Origin of the sequence: Candidatus Pelagibacter sp. HIMB1636 (assembly GCF_052047675.1) — a bacterium.
Classification (GTDB): domain Bacteria; phylum Pseudomonadota; class Alphaproteobacteria; order Pelagibacterales; family Pelagibacteraceae; genus Pelagibacter.
In genome coordinates this window covers 39416-58242 of sequence record NZ_JBNAJP010000001.1, presented here as the reverse complement: position 1 = coordinate 58242, position 18827 = coordinate 39416, and the positions used below count along the sequence as shown (strand labels likewise).

The following is an 18827-nucleotide window of genomic DNA, read 5'->3' as shown; positions in this document are numbered from 1 at the left end:
AAGAAATAGGTGCGTCAAATGATAAGTAATAAATATAGCTTATTTATAATAATTTAAAATTAATATGGGAACTGTAGTACAGCTTAAAAACCAGATAAATAATTCATATTTCCAATTGAGGGATTCTGTTGAAGAAAAACTAGCTTTGACTGAAGAAAGAATAAAATCTAAATTAATTAGTGATGTTCAATTAGTTCAAAAAATGACTAATTATCATATAGAAACTGGTGGCAAAAGACTTAGAGCTTTATTAACATTAGGAAGTGCTAAGTTATGTGGTTACTCTAAAGGGTCAAGAGATATAAATTTAGCAGCTTGTGTAGAACTTATTCACAGTGCAACTTTGATGCATGATGATGTTATCGATGAAGGCGAGATTAGAAGAGGTAAAGGAACGTTAAATAAAATTTGGAGCAATCATTCCTCTGTTTTAATTGGAGATTATCTCTTAAGTAGATGTTTTGAGATGATGGTTGAAGATGGAAACTTAGAGGTACTAAAATTATTATCATCAACTTCATCTAAAATTGCCCAGGGAGAAGTATTACAACTTCAACATAATAATGAAGTTGATATGCTTGAGGAAACATACCTAAAAATTATCTCTGCTAAAACTGCAGAACTATTTGCTGCTTCAACAAAAGTAGGTGCAATTTTAGCTGAAGTAGAAAATAAAGAAAAAGATGCGCTAGAATTTTATGGAAAAAATTTAGGGTTAACTTTTCAAATTGCAGATGACACATTAGATTATAATTCTGAATTAAAGTTGTTTGGAAAAAAAATAGGAAAAGATTTTTTTGAAGGAAAAGTAACTTTACCAATAATCTTGCTTTACCAAAAACTAGAAAATAATGAAAAAAATAAACTAAAAGAAGTGTTTAATAAAAAAGAGAGAACAAAAGAAGATTTTAATAATATTATATCTTTGATGAATAAATATAAGATTATAAATGAGTGCTACCAAAAAGCTCAGCACTATATTAATTTAGCATCAAATTCTTTAAGTGTGTTCAGGGATACTAAAGAAAAAGAAATTCTTAAAAAACTTACATCTTTCAGTTTGGCGAGAAATTTTTAAGGACTTAATAAAGCTTTATTCCATAATCCATTCTGGCTTTTTGTATAAAGTAATCTTTCATGAATTCTATTTTCTCCATCTAGCCAAAACTCTATATTTTGTGGATTTAAATTCCATCCAGACCAGTGTTTTGGTCTAGGAACTTTTGTTTCATCAGAATATTTATTTTTATATACCTTAATTGAATTTATTAATTCATCTCTGTTTTTTAATTCTTGGCTCTGATTTGATGCCCATGCACCAATTCTACTTTCATATGCTCTCGAGGAATAATATTCATCTGCAATATCATCAGAAACTAATGATACAGTTCCAGTAATTCTGATTTGTCTTAAGAGACTTTTCCAATGAAAACACATTGAAGCGTTAGGATTTTCCTTTAGTTCATTACCTTTTCGACTATTTAAATTAGTGTAGAAAACAAATCCATCTTTATTAAAATCCTTAAGGAGCACCATTCTGACGGATGGAACATTATTTTTACTTGAAGTTGCTAACGCAACTGCATTTGGATCATTTGGTTCAGTCTGTTTAGCTTTTTCCATCCATATTTCAAATAACTTAATTGGGTCATCTAAATTTAAAAAGCAGCTGTTGATACCAAGTTGGTTTTTTTCATTCATAATTTAAACAAAATAATCTATATAATATAAATAATGTCATTTAACACTTTTGGAAAGCTATTTCGTTTCACAACTTGGGGTGAATCTCATGGACCTGCTATTGGCTGCATAGTTGACGGTTGTCCTCCAAATATACATCTAGATGAAAAAGATATTCAATTTGAATTAGACAAAAGAAAACCTGGACAATCAAAATTTACCACACAAAGAAAAGAAGACGATAAAGTCCAAATACTTTCAGGTGTATTTGAAGGAAAAACTACTGGCACACCAATTTCTTTAATTATCTATAATAAAGACATGAGATCTAAAGATTATGGAAATATAAAAGATAAATTCAGACCAGGTCATGCGGACTTTACCTATTTCAAAAAATATGGAATTAGAGATTACAGAGGTGGAGGAAGATCCTCAGCTAGAGAGACAGCTTCAAGGGTTGCGGCTGGTGCTATAGCTAAACTAGTACTTCAAAAAAAATTAGGAAAAAAATTTAAAGTTATAGGTGCTGTAACTCAATTAGGAATCTTAGGATGTGACACGTTACAGTGGAATGATAAAATTATTTCAAAAAATCCATTCTTTTGTCCAGATAAGTCCATGATTAAATTATGGGAAAAATATTTACTTGGTGTAAGAAAATCAGGGTCATCATGTGGTGCTGTAATAGAGGTTAGAGCAAGAGGTATTCCCGCAGGTCTTGGTGCGCCTATTTATTCAAAATTAGATTCTGATATTGCATCAGCTTTTATGAGCATTAATGCAGTTAAAGGGGTAAATGTTGGTGCTGGAATGAATTCTGCACAACTAAGTGGCGAGCAAAACTCTGATGAAATATCATTAAAAAATAATAAATTAAAATTTAACTCTAATAATGCAGGCGGGATCTTAGGCGGAATTTCTTCTGGGCAAGAAATAATAGCATCATTTGCAGTTAAACCCACATCTTCAATTTTAACTACAAGAAAAACGATTAATAAATTCGGAAAAAATACCACAATATCTGTTAAAGGGAGACATGACCCTTGCGTAGGAATAAGAGCTGTTCCAGTTGGAGAAGCTATGATGAATTGTGTTTTATTAGACCACTACCTAATGAATCAGGCTCAGTGCGGATAAATAATTAGTTTTTTACTACTCTAATTGAATCCTTATTAAATAAAACTTCTAAAACTTTTTTTATAATTTGTGGACTATTCAGCCCAGCAATATCATACATATTTTTTGGATTATCTTGCTCTATGAATTCATCTGGAAGAGTCATGGATCTAAATTTTAACCCTTTATCAAATATTCCTTTTTCAGCTAATAAATTTTTAACATGGGAACCAAATCCTCCTATAGAACCTTCCTCAATTGTAATCATTAATTCATGTTCTCTTGCAGATTTTAAAATTAAATCTTCATCTAAAGGTTTTGCAAATCTGGCATCTATAATTGTTGTTGAAATACCTTTTGCTTTCAATTCTTCTGCGGCTACTTTACATTCCTCAAGTCTAGTTCCTAAGCTCAACAAACAAACTTGAGTTCCTTGCTGAATAATTTTTCCTTTACCTATTTTTATTTTTTCCTCTATTGAAGGAAGTTCAACTCCAATACCTGTTCCTCTTGGATATCTTATTGCACAGGGTTTATCATTAATATCAACCGAAGTATTAATCATTTTGATTAACTCAGCTTCATCACTAGCTGCCATCACGATAAAATTTGGTAAAGTTGACAAATAAGTAATATCAAAAGACCCTGCATGCGTTGATCCATCTGCGCCAACTAATCCAGCTCTATCAATTGCAAATCTTACAGGTAGACTCTGTATTGCTACATCATGCACTACTTGATCGTAAGCTCTCTGAAGAAAGGTAGAATAGATAGCGGCATAGGGTTTATACCCTTCTGTTGCAAGACCTGCAGCAAAAGTAACTGCATGCTGTTCAGCTATACCAACGTCAAACATTCTTTTTGGAAATTCCTTGCCAAAGATATCCATACCGGTTCCACCTGGCATTGCTGCAGTTATTCCAACAATCTTACTGTCTTTTTTTGCATGCTTAACAAGTGTATTTGCAAAAACTTTTGTATATGCAGGTAAATTAGAACCACTTTTTTGTTGCTCTCCAGTTTCAACATTAAATTTTGATACTCCATGATAGTGATCGCTAGCTTTTTCAGCATAAGAATATCCTTTTCCTTTTTGAGTTTTAATATGTATCATAATTGGACCCTCATGCTTTGAGTCTCTAGCATTTCTTAAAATAGGGACAAGTGTAGAAAGATCATGTCCATCTATTGGTCCTGCATAATAAAAACCAAGTGAGCTAAATAGTGTTCCACCGGTGACAGCAGAACGAAAAAAATCTTCTGCCTTACCAGCTTTAGCACTAAATCTTTTTGAAAAAGCTGAGGTGATTAATTTTAAAGTTTCTCTTAAGCTAAAATAGATTTTTCCAGTAAATAACTTTGCTAAATATGTTCTCATTGCTCCTACTGGTTTTGCTATAGACATGTCATTATCATTTAATATAACGATCATTTTAGTTTTTGATGCGCCAGCATTATTCATAGCTTCATATGCCATACCAGCACTAATTGCGCCATCTCCAATAACAGCTATTACATTTGAAGATTTATTTTCTAATTTATTTGCTTCAGCCATGCCAAGTGCAGATGATATAGATGTGGAACTATGAGCTGCACCAAATGGGTCATACTCACTCTCAGATCTTTTAGTAAAACCTGATAAACCGTTGCCTTGTCTTAAGGTTGTAATTTTTTGTTTTCTTCCTGTTAAAATTTTATGTGGGTATGCTTGGTGTCCTACATCCCAAATTAATCTATCATTAGGTGTGTCAAAAACATAGTGCAGAGCTACAGTAAGCTCAACAACCCCTAGACCTGCACCTAAATGTCCACCAGTTTTAGATACTGCACTGATCATCTCTTCTCTAACTTCATCAGCTACTTGTTGTAAATCATTTTCAGAAACTTTTCTTAAATCGGATGGAAAGTTAATATTATTTAAAAACTTGTAATTATTTTTCATTTATTTCTATTCAATATAAATTCTAATGTATCGTTTAAATTTTCTGATTTTGAACCATAAATTTTTAAATTTCTATTAATATCTGAAATAATCTTACCACAATATTTGATTGAAGCATCATAACCTAGCAAACTTATAAGCGTAGCTTTGCCTTTTTTTTGATCTTTTTTTGTTCTCTTCCCAGCAATTTTAGAATTACCTTTAAAATCTATTAAATCATCTGCTATTTGAAAAAGAAGACCAATATCAGAACCAAGACTCTCAAAAAATTTTATTTCCTTTAGACTTTTCTCCTTAATGATTGCTGGTACTGCACAACAAAAACTAAAAAGTTTTCCTGTTTTTTTAATTTCCATTTCTATAATTTGTTTTTTTGAAACTTTCTTTTTTTCAAAATCTAAATCAAAATATTGACCACCCGCTATACCCAAATGTCCTGAACACATAGAAAGTTTATCTACTAATTTAACTTTAATTTTGTCCCTCAACTTTATCTTGGAACTAGTTAAAATTTCAAAAGCCATTGTTAATAATGAATTTCCAGCGAGGACAGCTGTCGACTCACCAAATTTAATATGAGTTGATGGTTTACCTCTTCTCATATTATCATTATCCATGCATGGTAAATCATCATGAATAAGAGAATAAGCATGAATACATTCTACAGCAGCGCCTATAGCAATTAATGTGTGATAGTTAATTGAGAATAACGATCCAATATCAATTAATATTTTAGATCTAATTTTTTTTCCTCCAGGAAATAATCCATACTTCATTGGATAAATTAATTTGGAATTTTCTTGTTCCTGAATATATTTTTTCAAGAATAAATTGGTATCTTTTGCAATTTTATTAAGTTGATTTTTCACTTTCTCTTAATGATATCCTTAATTTTTTTATTTGTATTTTCACTAATAGATCTTAAATTTTTTTGAAATTTTTTTTCAATTAAATTATTTAATTTTAGTAACTCTTGATAGCTTTCTACAGAATTGTCTAAGTCATCTTTTTCTTCTAAAGACTTTATCATTTGATTTGCTTCATCTGTTAACTCTTCAAGCGTTCTATTATCATAATCGAGTGGTAAATTTTTATCTTTCATATATTAATCATTACTATTACATGAAAAATATTCAATCAAACATCAAAAAAGCGAAAAATTACTTAGATAAAAGTCATTGTGTAGCTGTTCCAACAGAAACTGTTTACGGACTCGCAGGCAACGCATACTCGGACACTGCTGTTAAAAAAATTTTTAACCTAAAAAGAAGACCTACTAACAATCCACTAATTGTTCACTACTATAATTTAAAAAAAATTTCAGAAGACTGCGAGATAAATGATAATTTTATTAAACTTTATAAAAAATTTTCTCCAGGACCAATAACATATATATTGAAGCTCAAAAAAAATTCTAAAATATCTAAGTTTGTAACTAATAATAAAAAAACAGTTGCTATACGATTTCCAAAACATCCTCTATTTAGAAAATTACTCAAAAATTTAAAATATCCAGTTGCAGCACCAAGTGCTAATATTTCTTCAAGCTTAAGTGCTGTAAAAGCAGAAGACGTCAAAGATGAATTTGGCAACAAAATAAAATTTATTTTGAATGGTGGTGTTTGTAAAATTGGTGTCGAGTCTACAATATTAAATATAACAAATAAACCTAGATTACTAAGATATGGAGGATTGAGTGTTTCAAAGATTAAAAAAACTTTGAATCAAAAAATAATAATTAATATAAATTCAAAAGATAAAATTTCTCCCGGTCTTTTTCCTTTACACTATTCTCCAGGATTACCTTTAAGAATGAATGCAAAAAAAAACAAAAAAAATGAAGCTTTTGTACTCTTAAAAAAAAGAGAAAATATATCTAAAGATATTTATTATTTAAGCAAAACAAGTAACTTAAATGAAGCTGCCAGAAACCTGTATAGTGTTTTAAGGAAAATAAAAAAAGATAAATATAAATCAATAGCTGTAGAAAAAATACCAAATGAAGGAATTGGAAAAACAATAAACGACAGACTCAAGAGAGCATCAAACTTCAAATGAAAAACTCAATAGAAGTCATAAATCTATCAAAATCATATAAGACTAAAAATGCAGTTAATAATATAAATTTTAAAATTAATGAAAATGAAATAGTAGGACTGTTAGGTCCAAATGGTTGCGGAAAAACAACAACAATCGGAATGATACTAGGATTATTAAAACCCACAAATGGCCAAGTATTAATTAACGGTAAAAATATTGAAAATAATAAGATTTCAATTCTACACAAAATGAATTTTATTTCTCCCTATATTGAATTGCCTAAAAAATTAACAGTAAACCAAAATTTAATTGTGTATGGGAAACTATATAATATTCAAAATTTGAATGAGAGAATTAATTTTCTCTCAGAAAAATTAAGATTGGGAGATCTTTTAGATAAAATTACAGGAGAGCTGTCATCAGGACAAAAAAATAGGGTCAGTCTTGCGAAAGCATTAATTAATGATCCTACTGTGCTCTTGTTAGATGAGCCAACTGCTGCTCTAGACCCCGAAACAGCAGATTTTATTAGAACCTTTTTAGAAAAGTATAAAGAAGAAAAAAAAATATCTGTTTTGCTGGCTTCTCATAACATGGATGAAGTAAAAAGATTATGTAATTCTGTTATGATGATGAAAGATGGTACTATCGTAGACAGTGGTACTCCAGAAGATTTAATAAGAAAATATGGACAAAAAAACCTCGAAGAAGTTTTTTTAGAAATTGTTAGGAAAGATAAATGAATATTACAAGAATATATGGATTATTTTTAAGGCATTTTTATTTAATTACTAGATCGTTCCCAAGAATACTTGATTTAATATATTGGCCCTCCATACAAATAACTCTTTGGGGTTTCATTTCCAATTTTTTTGCAGCACACAGTTCATACTATAGTGGAGCTGTTGGAGTTATATTGTCTTGTGCAATTCTTTATGATTTTCTTTTTAGAACAAGCATTGGTTTTAATATGTTATTTTTAGAAGAAATTTGGAGTAGGAATTTTACTAATTTATTTATTGCTCCAATGAAAATTAGTGAAATAATTACTGCACTTGTAATCACCGCTTTAATAAGAGCTTTAATCGGATTAATTCCAGCGATACTTTTAACCTCACCATTATTTGGCATATCTATATTAAACTTGGGATTACCATTAGCTTTTCTTTTTTTAAGTTTGTACATTTTTGGAATTACTTTGGGGCTTTTTGTATCAGCTGGGTTGTTAAGATTTGGGCCATCTTTTGAGAATATTGCATGGTCTACAATGTTTTTATTGGCACCTTTTGGCTGTATCTATTATCCAGTTGAAATTTTACCTGAAATATTTCAATCAATAGCTTTCGCATTGCCATTAGTTTATATATTTGAAGAAACCAGAAATATCTTGGTCAATGGAATTGTTAGCTATGAAAATATTCGTATCGCACTTTCATTAAATGCATTTTATTTCACAGTTGCTATAGCAACTTTTTATTTTTCGTTTGATAAAGCTAGAGAAAAAGGGACATTAATTAATATTGGAGAGTAAATGGTGCGCCTGCAAGGAGTCGAACCCTGAACCTCCAGAGCCGAAATCTGGCGCTCTATCCAGTTGAGCTACAAGCGCATTTAGTATTAATATTATATTTTATGGAAAAAAGCATTAATTTTATAGTTGAAGAAGAAGAAAAGAATTTAAGAGTAGATGTATTAATTAACAAAAGAGACGAAATTATTAGTAGAACCAGAGTTAAAAATTTAATTTTAAAAGAAAAATTAAAACTAAATAATGAAATAATTAAAAGTCCATCTAAAAAAGTTTCGATTGGTGATGTTGTAAATCTTACGATTCCAGAACCAGAGATTGCATCTCTAAAGCCTTATGATTTTAAATTAAATATTGTTTATGAAGATTCTGATTTATTAGTCATCGATAAACCTTCAGGAATTATAATGCATCCTGGAGCAGGCAATTATGACAAAACAATTGTAAATGCATTGATGCATTATAATAAAGAATCTTTATCAACTATTGGGGATGAATTAAGACCAGGAATTGTCCATAGAATTGATAAAAATACTTCAGGTTTAGTTGTTGTGGCAAAAAATAATGAGACCCATGAAAATTTATCAAAACAATTCAGTGAGCACACAATTATTAGAGAATACCAACTTTTAATATGGGGAAAGCTAAGACCATCTTTTGGTAGGATAGAAACATTTATTACTCGTAGTTCAAAAAACAGACAACTTATGGAAGTGAGCGGTTCAAAGGGTAAGAAAGCTGTAACAAACTATAAAACAATTGAAATTTTCGAAAATAAAAAAATACCTACATTAAGTTTAGTCGAATGCAAATTAGAAACTGGCAGAACTCATCAAATCAGAGTGCACATGAACTATAAAGGAAATAGTTTAGTTGGTGATGACAAATATAAAAAAAAATATAAAAAATTAAAAAACGTTGATTTTGACATTCAAAATTCAATTACAAATTTAGACAGACAATTTCTACACGCAAAGACTTTAGGCTTTGTTCATCCTAGAACTCAGAAAGAGCTGATTTTTACCTCAATTTTGCCTCAAGAACTAAATAATATTTTAAAAATGCTTAGAAACACTGAAGAATAAATTATTGAAAATTAAGTATAATTAACTAAATAAACTCTGCTATGAACACAACTATGAGCAACAATCTTCCTACACTATCCAATGAGGGTGGTCTTTCTGCATATTTAGAACAGATTAAAAAATTCCCAATGTTGGCCGCAGAAGAAGAATATATGTTAGCCAAAAATTGGAAAACAACTGGAAATATTAAAGCTGCTGAAAAATTAGTAACTAGTCACTTAAGATTAGTTGCAAAAATTGCTATGGGATACAAAGGCTATGGTCTGCCAATTAATGAAATGATTTCAGAAGGAAATGTTGGTTTGATGCAGGCTGTTAAAAAATTTGAACCTGAAAAAGGTTTTAGATTAGCAACTTATGCTATGTGGTGGATTAAAGCATCCATCCAAGAATATATTTTAAGATCTTGGAGTCTTGTAAAAATTGGAACAACAACTGCTCAAAAAAAATTATTTTTTAATTTAAAAAAAATTAAAAACCAAATATCCCCTGAAACTGAAGGTGATTTAAGGGACGAACACGTAAACCATATTGCCAACAAACTTGATGTTAGTAAAGAAGAAGTTGTTTCAATGAACAGAAGACTTTCTGGAAAAGAGTTTTCATTGAATGCTCAAGTTGGAGAGGATGGTGATGAATGGCAAGACTGGTTAGTAGATAAAGATCTTGATCATGATTTAAAATTTGCTCAACATGAGGAAATGGAGCAAAGAAAAGACTTATTAAAAGATTCTATTACAGTGCTTAATGATAGAGAAAGAGAGATATTGTATTCAAGAAGACTTAATGATGATCCAACTACTCTGGAAGATTTAAGTAAAAAATATAAAATTAGTAGAGAAAGAGTTAGACAAATAGAAAATAAAGCATTTGAAAAACTTCAAAAACAAATGCTACTTCTTGCTAAATCTAAAAATTTATTACCTGCAAATTAAGCTTCAAAAGGATTTTCAATTAAAATAGTATCATCTCTTTCAGGACTAGTAGAGACGCTTGATATTTTTGCACCTATAAAATCTTCTACTGCAAAAATATATTTTTTTGCATTATCAGGTAATGAGTCCATATTTTTAATTCCACTAGTAGATACTTTCCAGCCTGGAAAAGATTTGTAAATTGGTTTTATTTTAATTTGATCCTCTACAGCAGCAGGCAAATAATCTAATTTTTCTCCATCTAGTTCATAAGCAATGCACATTTTAATTTCATCTAATTCATCAAGAACGTCCAATTTTGTTAAAGCTATACCATCTATACCTGAAACTTTAATTGTTTGTCTTACTAGAACACCATCAAACCACCCACATCTCCTTTTTCTACTTGTAACAGTTCCAAATTCTTTTCCACGTGTGCCCAAAAGTTCACCTACTTCATCAGTTAGTTCTGTTGGAAAAGGCCCTTCCCCTACTCTTGTTGTGTAAGCTTTTGTAATTCCTAAAACATAGTTTATTGAATTAGGACCACAGCCTGTTCCAGTAGCTGCGCTCGAAGCAACTGTATTAGATGAAGTTACAAAAGGATAAGTTCCATGATCTACATCAAGTAAAATACCTTGGGCACCTTCAAATAAGATTTTCTTTTTTTGCTTTTTAAATTGATCAATTTTAAGCCATACAGGCTGTGAAAATTTTAATATTTTAGGAGCAATTTTGAGTAAATCAGATTTAAGTTGATCTTTTTCAAAAATTTTTTTTCCAAGTCCTTTTCTGATTGCATTATGATGTATCAATACAGAATCTAATCTTTGATCTAAATTTTTTTCTGATCTTAAATCCATAACCCTTATTGATCTTCTTCCTACTTTATCCTCATAAGCAGGACCAATTCCTCTTCTGGTAGTTCCTATTTTACTTTTTCCTGCCGTATCTTCTCTAATTTCATCCATTTCTCTATGGAATGGCAAAATCAGATTTGCAGATTCTGATATTATGAAGTTATCTACATCTACTTCTACACCTTTAGATTTAATCTCTTCAATTTCTTCCAATAAGGCCCAAGGATCTACAACAACACCATTACCAATTATTGATATTTTACCTTTTCTAACAATGCCAGATGGAAGTAATCTCAGCTTATAAGTAACGCCATCAATAACGAGAGTGTGGCCCGCATTATGACCACCTTGAAATCTAATAACTACATCTGCCTGTTCAGATAACCAATCAACAATCTTACCTTTTCCTTCATCACCCCATTGAGATCCAACAACAACTATGTTTTTCATTAATTAAATTTTTTATTTACTTTTATAGAAGTGAGATGATTAATTGGACCATGACCTCTTCCATAATTTGGGTTTGTTTTAATGGCTGAATTTACATACTTAATTCCAAGCTCACAAGATTTCTTTGCTGGTTTTCCACACGATACAAATGTAGTAACTGCACTTGATAAAGTACAACCTGTACCATGAGTATTATTTGTTTTATAACGCGTACTATTAAAAATCTTAATATCTTTTTTATTAACAAAAACATCCTTAACTATTTTATTTTTTGAATGTCCACCTTTAATAAGAACATTTTTAGCTCCAAATTCCATAAGCTTATTTGCAGCGTAAATCATATCTTCAACAGATATGATTTTTGTTTCAGTCAAAATTTCAGCTTCAGGAATATTAGGGGTAACTAGTGAAACTTTTTTTATTAATTCCGATTTTAATAACTTAATTGCTTTATTATCTATTAATTTGGCACCACCTTTTGCAACCATGACAGGGTCTAAAATAATACTTTTAACTTTAATTAAATTTAATGCTTTAATTACCATCTTGATAACATTAGATGAGTGTAACATTCCTATTTTGATTGCATCAGGCTTAATATCTTTTGAAGTAAAAACTATTTGATTGAAAATTTCTTTCGGATTAATACCAACAATTGATTTCACACCTGTAGTATTTTGAATTGTAACTGCAGTTATAGCTGTCATCGCATAAGAACCTAGAGCTGTAACAGTTTTAATATCAGCTTGTATACCAGCCCCACCAGATGAATCTGAACCAGCAATAATTAAAATTTTCGAATTTGGTTTCAATTTATTTTATTTTTTTGGATATCATGTTTACACATCTGGATAAAAGTATTTTATTATCACTTTCTGCCATCACTCTAATTTTAGCTTCTGTTCCCGATTTTCTAACTAAAACTCTTCCTTTACCATGAATTAATTTTTCTGCGAGTTTTATAACTTTTTTTATTTCAGGTTTATTAATAATATTTTTATCTTTAACAGTTATATTTTCTAATAATTGAGGAGTTTTCTTAAAACTCTGAAAAAATTCACTCGTTTTTTTTCCTTTTCTCAGAGCAAAAAGAACTTCTAAAGCTACAAGCAGCCCGTCTCCAGTTGTTGCAAATTTACCTAAAATAATATGTCCTGATTGTTCACCACCTAAATTAAATTTATATTTTTGCATTTTTTCTTTAACATATCTATCGCCTACATTAGCTCTTAAAAATTTTATTCTTTTAGATTTTAAATATTTTTCCAATCCATAATTCGACATTAGAGTTCCAACAACACCACCTTTTAACATTTTTTTATTTTTCCATCTTGCAGCTAAAGCAGCTATTATTTGATCACCATCTACAATGTTACCTTTTTCATCGCACATTATGATTCTATCAGCATCTCCATCTAAAGAAATGCCAATATGAGCTTTATATTTTTTTACAGCTGTTCTAATTTTTCTTGGAAAAGTTGAGCCACAATCTTTATTAATGTTTAAACCATTTGGGTTTACACCTATTGCTATAACTTTAGCGCCTAATGATTTTAATAACTCAGGCCCTGCTTTATAACCAGCACCATTGGCACAATCTATAACAATTCTTAATCCTCTTAAATTGAACTCTTTTGTGAAATTTTTTTTTAATATTTTAATATATTGTTTAGTTCCTGTTTCTAATCTTTTAACTCTTCCTAAGTTTTCAGGACTGGAAAGGTTATTTGATATTTTTTTATCTATAAGAGCTTCTATTTTTTTTTCTATTTTATCTGATAATTTCATTCCATCAGGACCAAATAATTTTAATCCATTGTCATAATGAGGATTATGAGAAGCTGTAATCATAATACCCATATTAGCCTTCATTTCTTTTGTAAGCATAGCTAATCCATTGGTTGGTAAAGGACCCAATGTGTAAACATGCATGCCAGCAGAAGCCAAACCAGAAACAAGCGCAGGTTCGAGAGTATATCCTGACAATCTTGTATCTTTTGCTATTATTGCTGTTTGTTTTTTTTTCTTTTGGGATTTAAAATATGTACCACTAGCTAGTCCAAACTTAAAAAACATATCTCCATTAATATTTTTACTATTAATAGCTCCTCTTATTCCATCTGTTCCAAAATATTTTTTTGCCATTATTTATTTGTTATCTCTTTAAAAACTTTAATTGCTTGCATAACTTCATTAACATCATGAATTCTTAAAATCTGAACTCCTTGTGTCATCAAATATAATGATGACGATATTGTTCCTCCAATTCTAGTAAAGCTATCATTTTTTTTGGAAATATCTCTAATAAATCTTTTTCTAGAATTTCCTACAAGTATAGGAAATCCTAATGAATGAAAAATAGAAACACTTCTGATTAAATTCATATTATGTTTCAGTTTTTTTCCAAACCCGATTCCAGGGTCTAAAATTATATTGTTATGTTTAATACCTTTAGACCTTAGAAGTTTTATTTTCTCCTCAAAAAAATCATAAATATCTAGTAATTCATTATTATATTTTGGATTTTTTTGCATATTTTCTGGTGTTCCAAGCGTGTGCTGAATGACAAAAGGAACTTTATTTTTTTTTAATACGTTTATTGTTTCTGTATCAAAACTTAAGCCTGAAACATCATTAATTAGTTTTACACCTAATTTAATTCCATTTTTCATTATATCAGATTTTCTAGTATCCAAAGAAATCGGAATTTTTTTTACAATAGATTTTAAGATTTCATTAATTCTTTTCCATTCATCTTCCTTATTTACTGTCTTTGAACCTGGTCTTGTTGACTCTCCTCCAACATCGATTAAATCAGCACCATCGTTATATAGTTTAAAAGCATGACTTATTCCTCTTTGTTTTGTATTAAATTTTCCTCCATCAGAAAAACTATCTGGGGTAAGATTTAAGACACCTAGTATATTTGGAACTTTTTTAAATTCTAAGTTAGAAAAATTTTTTTTTTTAGTTTTAATTTTTTTTAAATCTAAATTAACTTTTTTCTTTAAATCATTTGGTAAATATTTTATTTGATTAATTGAAATTTTTTTCTTTGATTTTCTAGTTATTATTTCAATATGATCAAACGATATTTCCTTAATTTGATGTAATGGTATGGCTTTTTTTTTACTTACTAAAATTTTTGATTGATTACCATAATAGAAATTACACGCTCTTGTGTAATATCTTTGCATTATAAATTAATGAACAATTTTTGGTTTTAGACCCATGGCTCCTAAAGCCGAGTCATGATCATCTTTTGAGTCTTGATTTTCTAAAATTTTATCTTTTGGATATAAGTTTTTGTTAATTATGTTCTCAATCTCTTCACCTGTTAAGGTTTCGTAAGTAATTAATGCTTTAGCAATTTTATGTAGATCGTCAATTTTCTCATTCAAAATTTTCTTTGCTTGATTATATCCTTCGTCGACTAGTTTCCTAATTTCCTTATCAATTTTTTGAGCAACTTCTTCAGAAACTGATTGTGTTTGAGTAACAGATCTACCTAAGAAAACTTCCTCTTGATTTTCTCCATACTCAACTGGACCCATTTCCTCACTCATACCATATTTAGTTACCATCGCTCTTGCAAGTTGAGTAGCTTGATTAATATCTGAACCACTTCCTCCACCTGCTCCTGTAGAAATGTTATCTTTTCCAAAAATTAATTCTTCTGCAACTCTTCCTCCAAAACAAACTGCTAGTCTAGCTTTTAAATATTTGATTGAATATCCATGTTTATCTCTTTCTGGTAAATTCATAACCATTCCCAAAGCTCTTCCTCTTGGAATGATAGTGGCTTTGTGAATTGGATCATAACTAGGCATATTAAACGAGACTAAAGCATGGCCACCTTCGTGATATGCGGTAAGCTTTTTTTCATCCTCAGTCATTACCATTGATCTTCTTTCAGCACCCATTAATACTTTATCTTTTGCTTCTTCAAATTCTAATAAAGTTACAATTCTTTTATTTTTTCTAGCTGCTAATAAAGCAGCTTCATTGACTAAGTTAGCTAAATCTGCTCCTGAAAAACCGGGGGTCCCTCTTGCAATAGTTCTTAAATTTACATCGGGTGCCATCTTAATTTTTTTCACATGGACTTTTAAAATTTTTTCTCTTCCAATAATATCTGGGTTTGAAACAACTACTTGTCTGTCAAATCTTCCAGGTCTTAATAGTGCTGGATCAAGAACATCAGGTCTATTTGTTGCTGCAATTATGATAACTCCCTCATTAGTATCAAACCCATCCATCTCTACTAATAATTGGTTTAAAGTTTGCTCTCTTTCATCATTACCTCCACCTAAACCCGCACCTCTACTTCTTCCAACTGCATCTATTTCATCAATGAATATTATGCACGGAGAATTTTTTTTACCTTGTTCAAACATATCTCTTACTCTTGATGCTCCAACACCAACAAACATTTCAACAAAATCTGAACCAGAGATAGTAAAGAAAGGAACTCCTGCTTCACCTGCAATAGCTCTTGCTAACAAAGTTTTTCCCGTTCCTGGAGGTCCAACCAATAAAGCACCTCTAGGTATCTTTCCACCAAGTCTACTAAATTTTTTAGGGTCTTTTAAAAATTCTACAATTTCTTCTACTTCTTCTTTTGCCTCTTCTACTCCAGCAACATCATTAAATGTTACTTTGCCTTTAAGTTCATTCATCATCTTAGCTTTTGACTTGCCAAATCCCATTGCTCCACCTTTTCCACCTTGCATCTGTCGCATAAAAAATATCCAAACAGCAATTAATAAAAGCATTGGGAACCAAGAAAGTAGTACGCCAAATAAAGATGGCATTTTTTCTTCTAACGGAGCTGCTGAAATACTTACTCCTTTGTCTGATAATTTTTCAATTAAATTTGGATCGTTTGGAGCATAAGTTGAAAATGAATTTCCATTTGAGTAAACACCCTTGATGTTGTTTCCCTGTATCTCAACTTTTAAAACTTCTCCATTTTCAACTGAAGTTAAAAAATCTGAAAAAATTATTTGATTTCCTCCTCTAATATTTGATTGAGGATTTTTAAACATGTTATAAAGACCAATAGTTAAAAAAACTATTATTCCCCACATAGCCAGATTTTTAAAATTCATGGTGTAAAGATAAGAATTATTGCAAATTAAACAAGTGACAAAATAACTATAAATTTAGTGATATTAACGCTCTTTATATACAATTACAGTTTTCTTGATTTTTTTTATTACACAATTCCCAAGTGTAGACTTAAAAGTAATTTTACTCTGTAGATTTTCTAAAATATTGGTAATTTTTTTACCTCTGGGCGGAAAATACTTTTTCCCAACTAACTGTAAGATCTTTGAAAATGACCTGAACAAAACTTCTTGAGGAAAATTAAAAAATTCTTCTTTTAATACAACTTTATTTTTAGAAATAATCGAATTTTCTTTTAAATTTTTTTCACAAAAAAACTGGATTGATTGGTCGACACTTTTTAAATTACTAATTGATAATTTAAATTTACTTTTATCCAAACCTTCACTTTCAAGATTTTTAATTAAATTTCTTACTCTCACTCTTGTAAAAATTTCATCTTCATTTGAAGGGTCTTCTACATATTTATTAAACACCTTTTTTGAGATGTAGATTAAATCTTTTTTTTCAACGTTTATTAAAGGTCTTAAGATATTTGCATTATTAATTAAAGTCGTTTTGTCTAAAGATACGATACCCTTTAAACCACTACCTCTTAAAAGCCTAATTAAAAAATTTTCATAAACATCATCTTCATGATGACCAAATAAAATATGATTAATTTTAAATTTTTTTGATTGGTTAATTAAGAGATTATATCTTTTTTTTCTTGCAAGAGATTGGATATTATTTTTGGGTTTTTTCCCATTCCATTTTAAAATATCTAAATCTATAGAAAAATCCTTCAAAAGATTTTTTACAAATAAAGCTTCTACAGATGAATTATTTCTCAATTTATGGTCAACTAGAAAGTATTTAATTTTTAAAGATTTTTTAATTGAATAAATTTTTGAAAAAAAAGCTAAAGCAAGACTATCAGGGCCACCTGACACAGCAACTGTAAAATCGTTATTTAAATTTAAATTATTTTCAAATTTATTATAGATTTTATAAATTCTTTTATCTCTTAGCTTATTAAGAAGTTGTTTATGAATCTTGCTTGACGCATTCAAATTTTTTAGACTCATATTTTGCTTTTTGTATTACAGACTGATTTGCGTTTGGATACTGCAACTCTACACCATTAATCATCTTACAGCCTTGATCTTTTTCACCAATTTGAACCATTGAAACTCCAAGTTTTAATAAATTTATTGGAGCTTTCTTTCCTTTTGGATATTTTTGATATCCTTCGAGATAAGCTGAAGCAGCATCAGTATAAAGTTGTCTTATCCTGAAAGTTTCTGCATACCAATATTGAGCACTACCTGCTAATTCATCTTCAGGATTTAATAACACAAATTCTCTAAAAGCTCTTTCTGCTGTACTGTAATCTCCAACTTTTAAGAAACTTGTTGCAAATTCATATTGTTCTTTTGGAGTTAAATCTATTGGTAAAATTTTATCTTCAGCTTGAAAAGTTTCTTCTACAATAGAAGCTGTAGTATCAACCGATTGAATCTGTTGATTCTCCTCTGAAGTTTCCATATCTTTATAAGAAATTGTACCTAAGTCCTGAGGCTGCGAGCTTCCAGGAAGAATTTGCTTCTCAATTTTAGGCGCAGAACTGAGTTGTTGACTGCTATCAATTACATTAACAGAACTTAAATCATTTTCTATATCTTGAAACCTTATCTGATTATCAGACTGTAGCTTGGATACTCTGTTCGAAAGTTTATCAAGCTTAAAATTAATTTCCTCAAATTTATTAGTAAGTTCTCTAAACTGCTCCTCTACCTCTGATAACTTTAACAAATGTCTAGTTAAGACATCCTCGGAATTATTATCAAGACTTGATACTGATTGATTATTTGTTGTACTTTCTATTTCTATTGATCCTGAGTAAACGGCTCTTTCAAGAGTTTTTAAATCTTTTTTAATTAAATCTAAAATTTCATAAATATTATGGTTATCTGAGTAAGCAATTCCCGAAAAAAAGAAATTTAATATTATTATTAAATTAAATAATGTTGATCTAAAAAGTGATCTCATTAAATTTTTATATGATTATAAAAAGGCAAAAAAAAGACCCTAAAAGTTTTT

At 29.8% G+C, this 18827-nt stretch carries 18 protein-coding genes and 1 tRNA gene; 7 read left to right on the top strand and 12 right to left on the bottom strand.

Annotation, left to right across the window (positions count from 1 at the left end; genetic code table 11):
* The first annotated feature begins 64 nt into the window (after positions 1 to 64).
* Positions 65 to 1078, top strand: coding sequence for a polyprenyl synthetase family protein (locus tag ACTTA6_RS00325; protein WP_440614011.1), 1014 nt, complete (start codon positions 65 to 67; stop codon positions 1076 to 1078).
* Here ACTTA6_RS00325 and pdxH read toward each other — a convergent pair.
* A complete protein-coding gene (gene pdxH / locus ACTTA6_RS00320) occupies positions 1075 to 1701 on the bottom strand; it encodes a pyridoxamine 5'-phosphate oxidase (protein WP_440614010.1) in 627 nt (208 codons plus the stop codon). The two genes, ACTTA6_RS00325 and pdxH, sit on opposite strands and share 4 nt — an antisense overlap.
* 33 nt (positions 1702 to 1734) lie before the next feature.
* Between pdxH and aroC the strand changes: the two genes are divergently transcribed.
* Positions 1735 to 2817 (top strand): chorismate synthase, encoded by a 1083-nt coding sequence (aroC, locus tag ACTTA6_RS00315; RefSeq protein WP_440614009.1) that lies wholly within the window; start codon positions 1735 to 1737, stop codon positions 2815 to 2817.
* Positions 2818 to 2821: 4 nt separating this feature from the next.
* Here aroC and dxs read toward each other — a convergent pair whose 3' ends face one another.
* Genes dxs through ACTTA6_RS00300 form a run of 3 tightly spaced genes read right to left on the bottom strand, consistent with a single transcriptional unit; the run spans position 2822 to position 5840 of the window.
* Positions 2822 to 4738, bottom strand: a complete 1917-nt coding sequence (dxs, locus tag ACTTA6_RS00310; protein WP_440614008.1) for a 1-deoxy-D-xylulose-5-phosphate synthase — start codon at positions 4736 to 4738, stop codon at positions 2822 to 2824.
* Positions 4735 to 5607 carry a polyprenyl synthetase family protein gene (locus tag ACTTA6_RS00305; protein WP_440614007.1) on the bottom strand — a complete coding sequence of 291 codons (873 nt, stop codon included), beginning with the start codon at positions 5605 to 5607 and terminating at the stop codon, positions 4735 to 4737. Before ACTTA6_RS00305 ends, dxs begins: the two co-directional genes overlap by 4 nt.
* Positions 5604 to 5840, bottom strand: a complete 237-nt coding sequence (locus ACTTA6_RS00300) for an exonuclease VII small subunit (RefSeq protein WP_262590296.1) — start codon at positions 5838 to 5840, stop codon at positions 5604 to 5606. Before ACTTA6_RS00300 ends, ACTTA6_RS00305 begins: the two co-directional genes overlap by 4 nt.
* Positions 5841 to 5860: 20 nt before the next feature.
* On the opposite strand from ACTTA6_RS00300, the gene ACTTA6_RS00295 reads away from it, so the two are divergent.
* The 3 genes from ACTTA6_RS00295 to ACTTA6_RS00285 are packed head-to-tail and all read left to right on the top strand — an operon-like array spanning position 5861 to position 8309.
* Positions 5861 to 6796, top strand: a complete 936-nt coding sequence (locus tag ACTTA6_RS00295) for an L-threonylcarbamoyladenylate synthase (RefSeq protein ID WP_440614006.1) — start codon at positions 5861 to 5863, stop codon at positions 6794 to 6796.
* Entirely contained in the window at positions 6793 to 7521 is a 729-nt protein-coding gene (locus ACTTA6_RS00290) for an ABC transporter ATP-binding protein (protein ID WP_440614005.1), read from the top strand. The genes ACTTA6_RS00295 and ACTTA6_RS00290 overlap by 4 nt, the downstream gene beginning before the upstream one ends.
* Positions 7518 to 8309 (top strand): ABC transporter permease, encoded by a 792-nt coding sequence (locus ACTTA6_RS00285; RefSeq protein WP_440614004.1) that lies wholly within the window; start codon positions 7518 to 7520, stop codon positions 8307 to 8309. Before ACTTA6_RS00290 ends, ACTTA6_RS00285 begins: the two co-directional genes overlap by 4 nt.
* Before the next feature lies 1 nt (position 8310).
* Here the strand turns inward: ACTTA6_RS00285 and ACTTA6_RS00280 are convergent.
* Positions 8311 to 8387: transfer RNA gene (locus ACTTA6_RS00280), tRNA-Arg, on the bottom strand.
* Positions 8388 to 8410: 23 nt separating this feature from the next.
* On the opposite strand from ACTTA6_RS00280, the gene ACTTA6_RS00275 reads away from it, so the two are divergent.
* Positions 8411 to 9391, top strand: coding sequence for an RluA family pseudouridine synthase (locus ACTTA6_RS00275; RefSeq protein WP_440614003.1), 981 nt, complete (start codon positions 8411 to 8413; stop codon positions 9389 to 9391).
* A gap of 53 nt (positions 9392 to 9444) precedes the next feature.
* A complete protein-coding gene (gene rpoH / locus ACTTA6_RS00270; RefSeq protein ID WP_440614678.1) occupies positions 9445 to 10326 on the top strand; it encodes an RNA polymerase sigma factor RpoH in 882 nt (293 codons plus the stop codon).
* On the opposite strand, the gene ACTTA6_RS00265 is transcribed toward rpoH, so the two are convergent.
* From ACTTA6_RS00265 to ybgF, 7 genes are all read right to left on the bottom strand, one after another.
* Positions 10323 to 11615, bottom strand: a complete 1293-nt coding sequence (locus tag ACTTA6_RS00265; RefSeq protein WP_440614002.1) for an adenylosuccinate synthase — start codon at positions 11613 to 11615, stop codon at positions 10323 to 10325. The genes rpoH and ACTTA6_RS00265 overlap by 4 nt on opposite strands.
* Positions 11615 to 12427, bottom strand: coding sequence for a bifunctional hydroxymethylpyrimidine kinase/phosphomethylpyrimidine kinase (thiD, locus tag ACTTA6_RS00260; RefSeq protein ID WP_440614001.1), 813 nt, complete (start codon positions 12425 to 12427; stop codon positions 11615 to 11617). Before thiD ends, ACTTA6_RS00265 begins: the two co-directional genes overlap by 1 nt.
* A gap of 1 nt (position 12428) precedes the next feature.
* Complete coding sequence (glmM, locus tag ACTTA6_RS00255) at positions 12429 to 13760, bottom strand: phosphoglucosamine mutase (protein ID WP_440614000.1); 1332 nt, start codon at positions 13758 to 13760, stop codon at positions 12429 to 12431.
* Entirely contained in the window at positions 13760 to 14812 is a 1053-nt protein-coding gene (gene folP, locus ACTTA6_RS00250; RefSeq protein ID WP_440613999.1) for a dihydropteroate synthase, read from the bottom strand. The genes glmM and folP overlap by 1 nt, the downstream gene beginning before the upstream one ends.
* Before the next feature lie 6 nt (positions 14813 to 14818).
* Positions 14819 to 16726, bottom strand: a complete 1908-nt coding sequence (gene ftsH, locus ACTTA6_RS00245) for an ATP-dependent zinc metalloprotease FtsH (RefSeq protein WP_440613998.1) — start codon at positions 16724 to 16726, stop codon at positions 14819 to 14821.
* Positions 16727 to 16789: 63 nt separating this feature from the next.
* Positions 16790 to 17812 (bottom strand): tRNA lysidine(34) synthetase TilS, encoded by a 1023-nt coding sequence (gene tilS / locus ACTTA6_RS00240; protein WP_440613997.1) that lies wholly within the window; start codon positions 17810 to 17812, stop codon positions 16790 to 16792.
* Entirely contained in the window at positions 17772 to 18776 is a 1005-nt protein-coding gene (gene ybgF, locus ACTTA6_RS00235) for a tol-pal system protein YbgF (protein ID WP_440613996.1), read from the bottom strand. The genes tilS and ybgF overlap by 41 nt, the downstream gene beginning before the upstream one ends.
* Positions 18777 to 18827: the final 51 nt, after the last annotated feature.

Excerpts from the sequence above, each read along its gene's own strand:
- ACTTA6_RS00300 (WP_262590296.1), bottom strand. The coding sequence starts at position 5,840 with ATGAAAGATAAAAATTTACCACTCGATTATGATAATAGAACGCTTGAA.
- ACTTA6_RS00275 (WP_440614003.1), top strand. The coding sequence starts at position 8,411 with ATGGAAAAAAGCATTAATTTTATAGTTGAAGAAGAAGAAAAGAATTTA.
- glmM (WP_440614000.1), bottom strand. The coding sequence starts at position 13,760 with ATGGCAAAAAAATATTTTGGAACAGATGGAATAAGAGGAGCTATTAAT.
- ACTTA6_RS00325 (WP_440614011.1), top strand. The coding sequence starts at position 65 with ATGGGAACTGTAGTACAGCTTAAAAACCAGATAAATAATTCATATTTC.
- rpoH (WP_440614678.1), top strand. The coding sequence starts at position 9,445 with ATGAGCAACAATCTTCCTACACTATCCAATGAGGGTGGTCTTTCTGCA.
- dxs (WP_440614008.1), bottom strand. The coding sequence starts at position 4,738 with ATGAAAAATAATTACAAGTTTTTAAATAATATTAACTTTCCATCCGAT.
- ACTTA6_RS00285 (WP_440614004.1), top strand. The coding sequence starts at position 7,518 with ATGAATATTACAAGAATATATGGATTATTTTTAAGGCATTTTTATTTA.
- ybgF (WP_440613996.1), bottom strand. The coding sequence starts at position 18,776 with ATGAGATCACTTTTTAGATCAACATTATTTAATTTAATAATAATATTA.
- ACTTA6_RS00265 (WP_440614002.1), bottom strand. The coding sequence starts at position 11,615 with ATGAAAAACATAGTTGTTGTTGGATCTCAATGGGGTGATGAAGGAAAA.
- pdxH (WP_440614010.1), bottom strand. The coding sequence starts at position 1,701 with ATGAATGAAAAAAACCAACTTGGTATCAACAGCTGCTTTTTAAATTTA.
- aroC (WP_440614009.1), top strand. The coding sequence starts at position 1,735 with ATGTCATTTAACACTTTTGGAAAGCTATTTCGTTTCACAACTTGGGGT.
- tilS (WP_440613997.1), bottom strand. The coding sequence starts at position 17,812 with ATGAGTCTAAAAAATTTGAATGCGTCAAGCAAGATTCATAAACAACTT.
- ftsH (WP_440613998.1), bottom strand. The coding sequence starts at position 16,726 with ATGAATTTTAAAAATCTGGCTATGTGGGGAATAATAGTTTTTTTAACT.
- folP (WP_440613999.1), bottom strand. The coding sequence starts at position 14,812 with ATGCAAAGATATTACACAAGAGCGTGTAATTTCTATTATGGTAATCAA.
- ACTTA6_RS00295 (WP_440614006.1), top strand. The coding sequence starts at position 5,861 with ATGAAAAATATTCAATCAAACATCAAAAAAGCGAAAAATTACTTAGAT.
- ACTTA6_RS00290 (WP_440614005.1), top strand. The coding sequence starts at position 6,793 with ATGAAAAACTCAATAGAAGTCATAAATCTATCAAAATCATATAAGACT.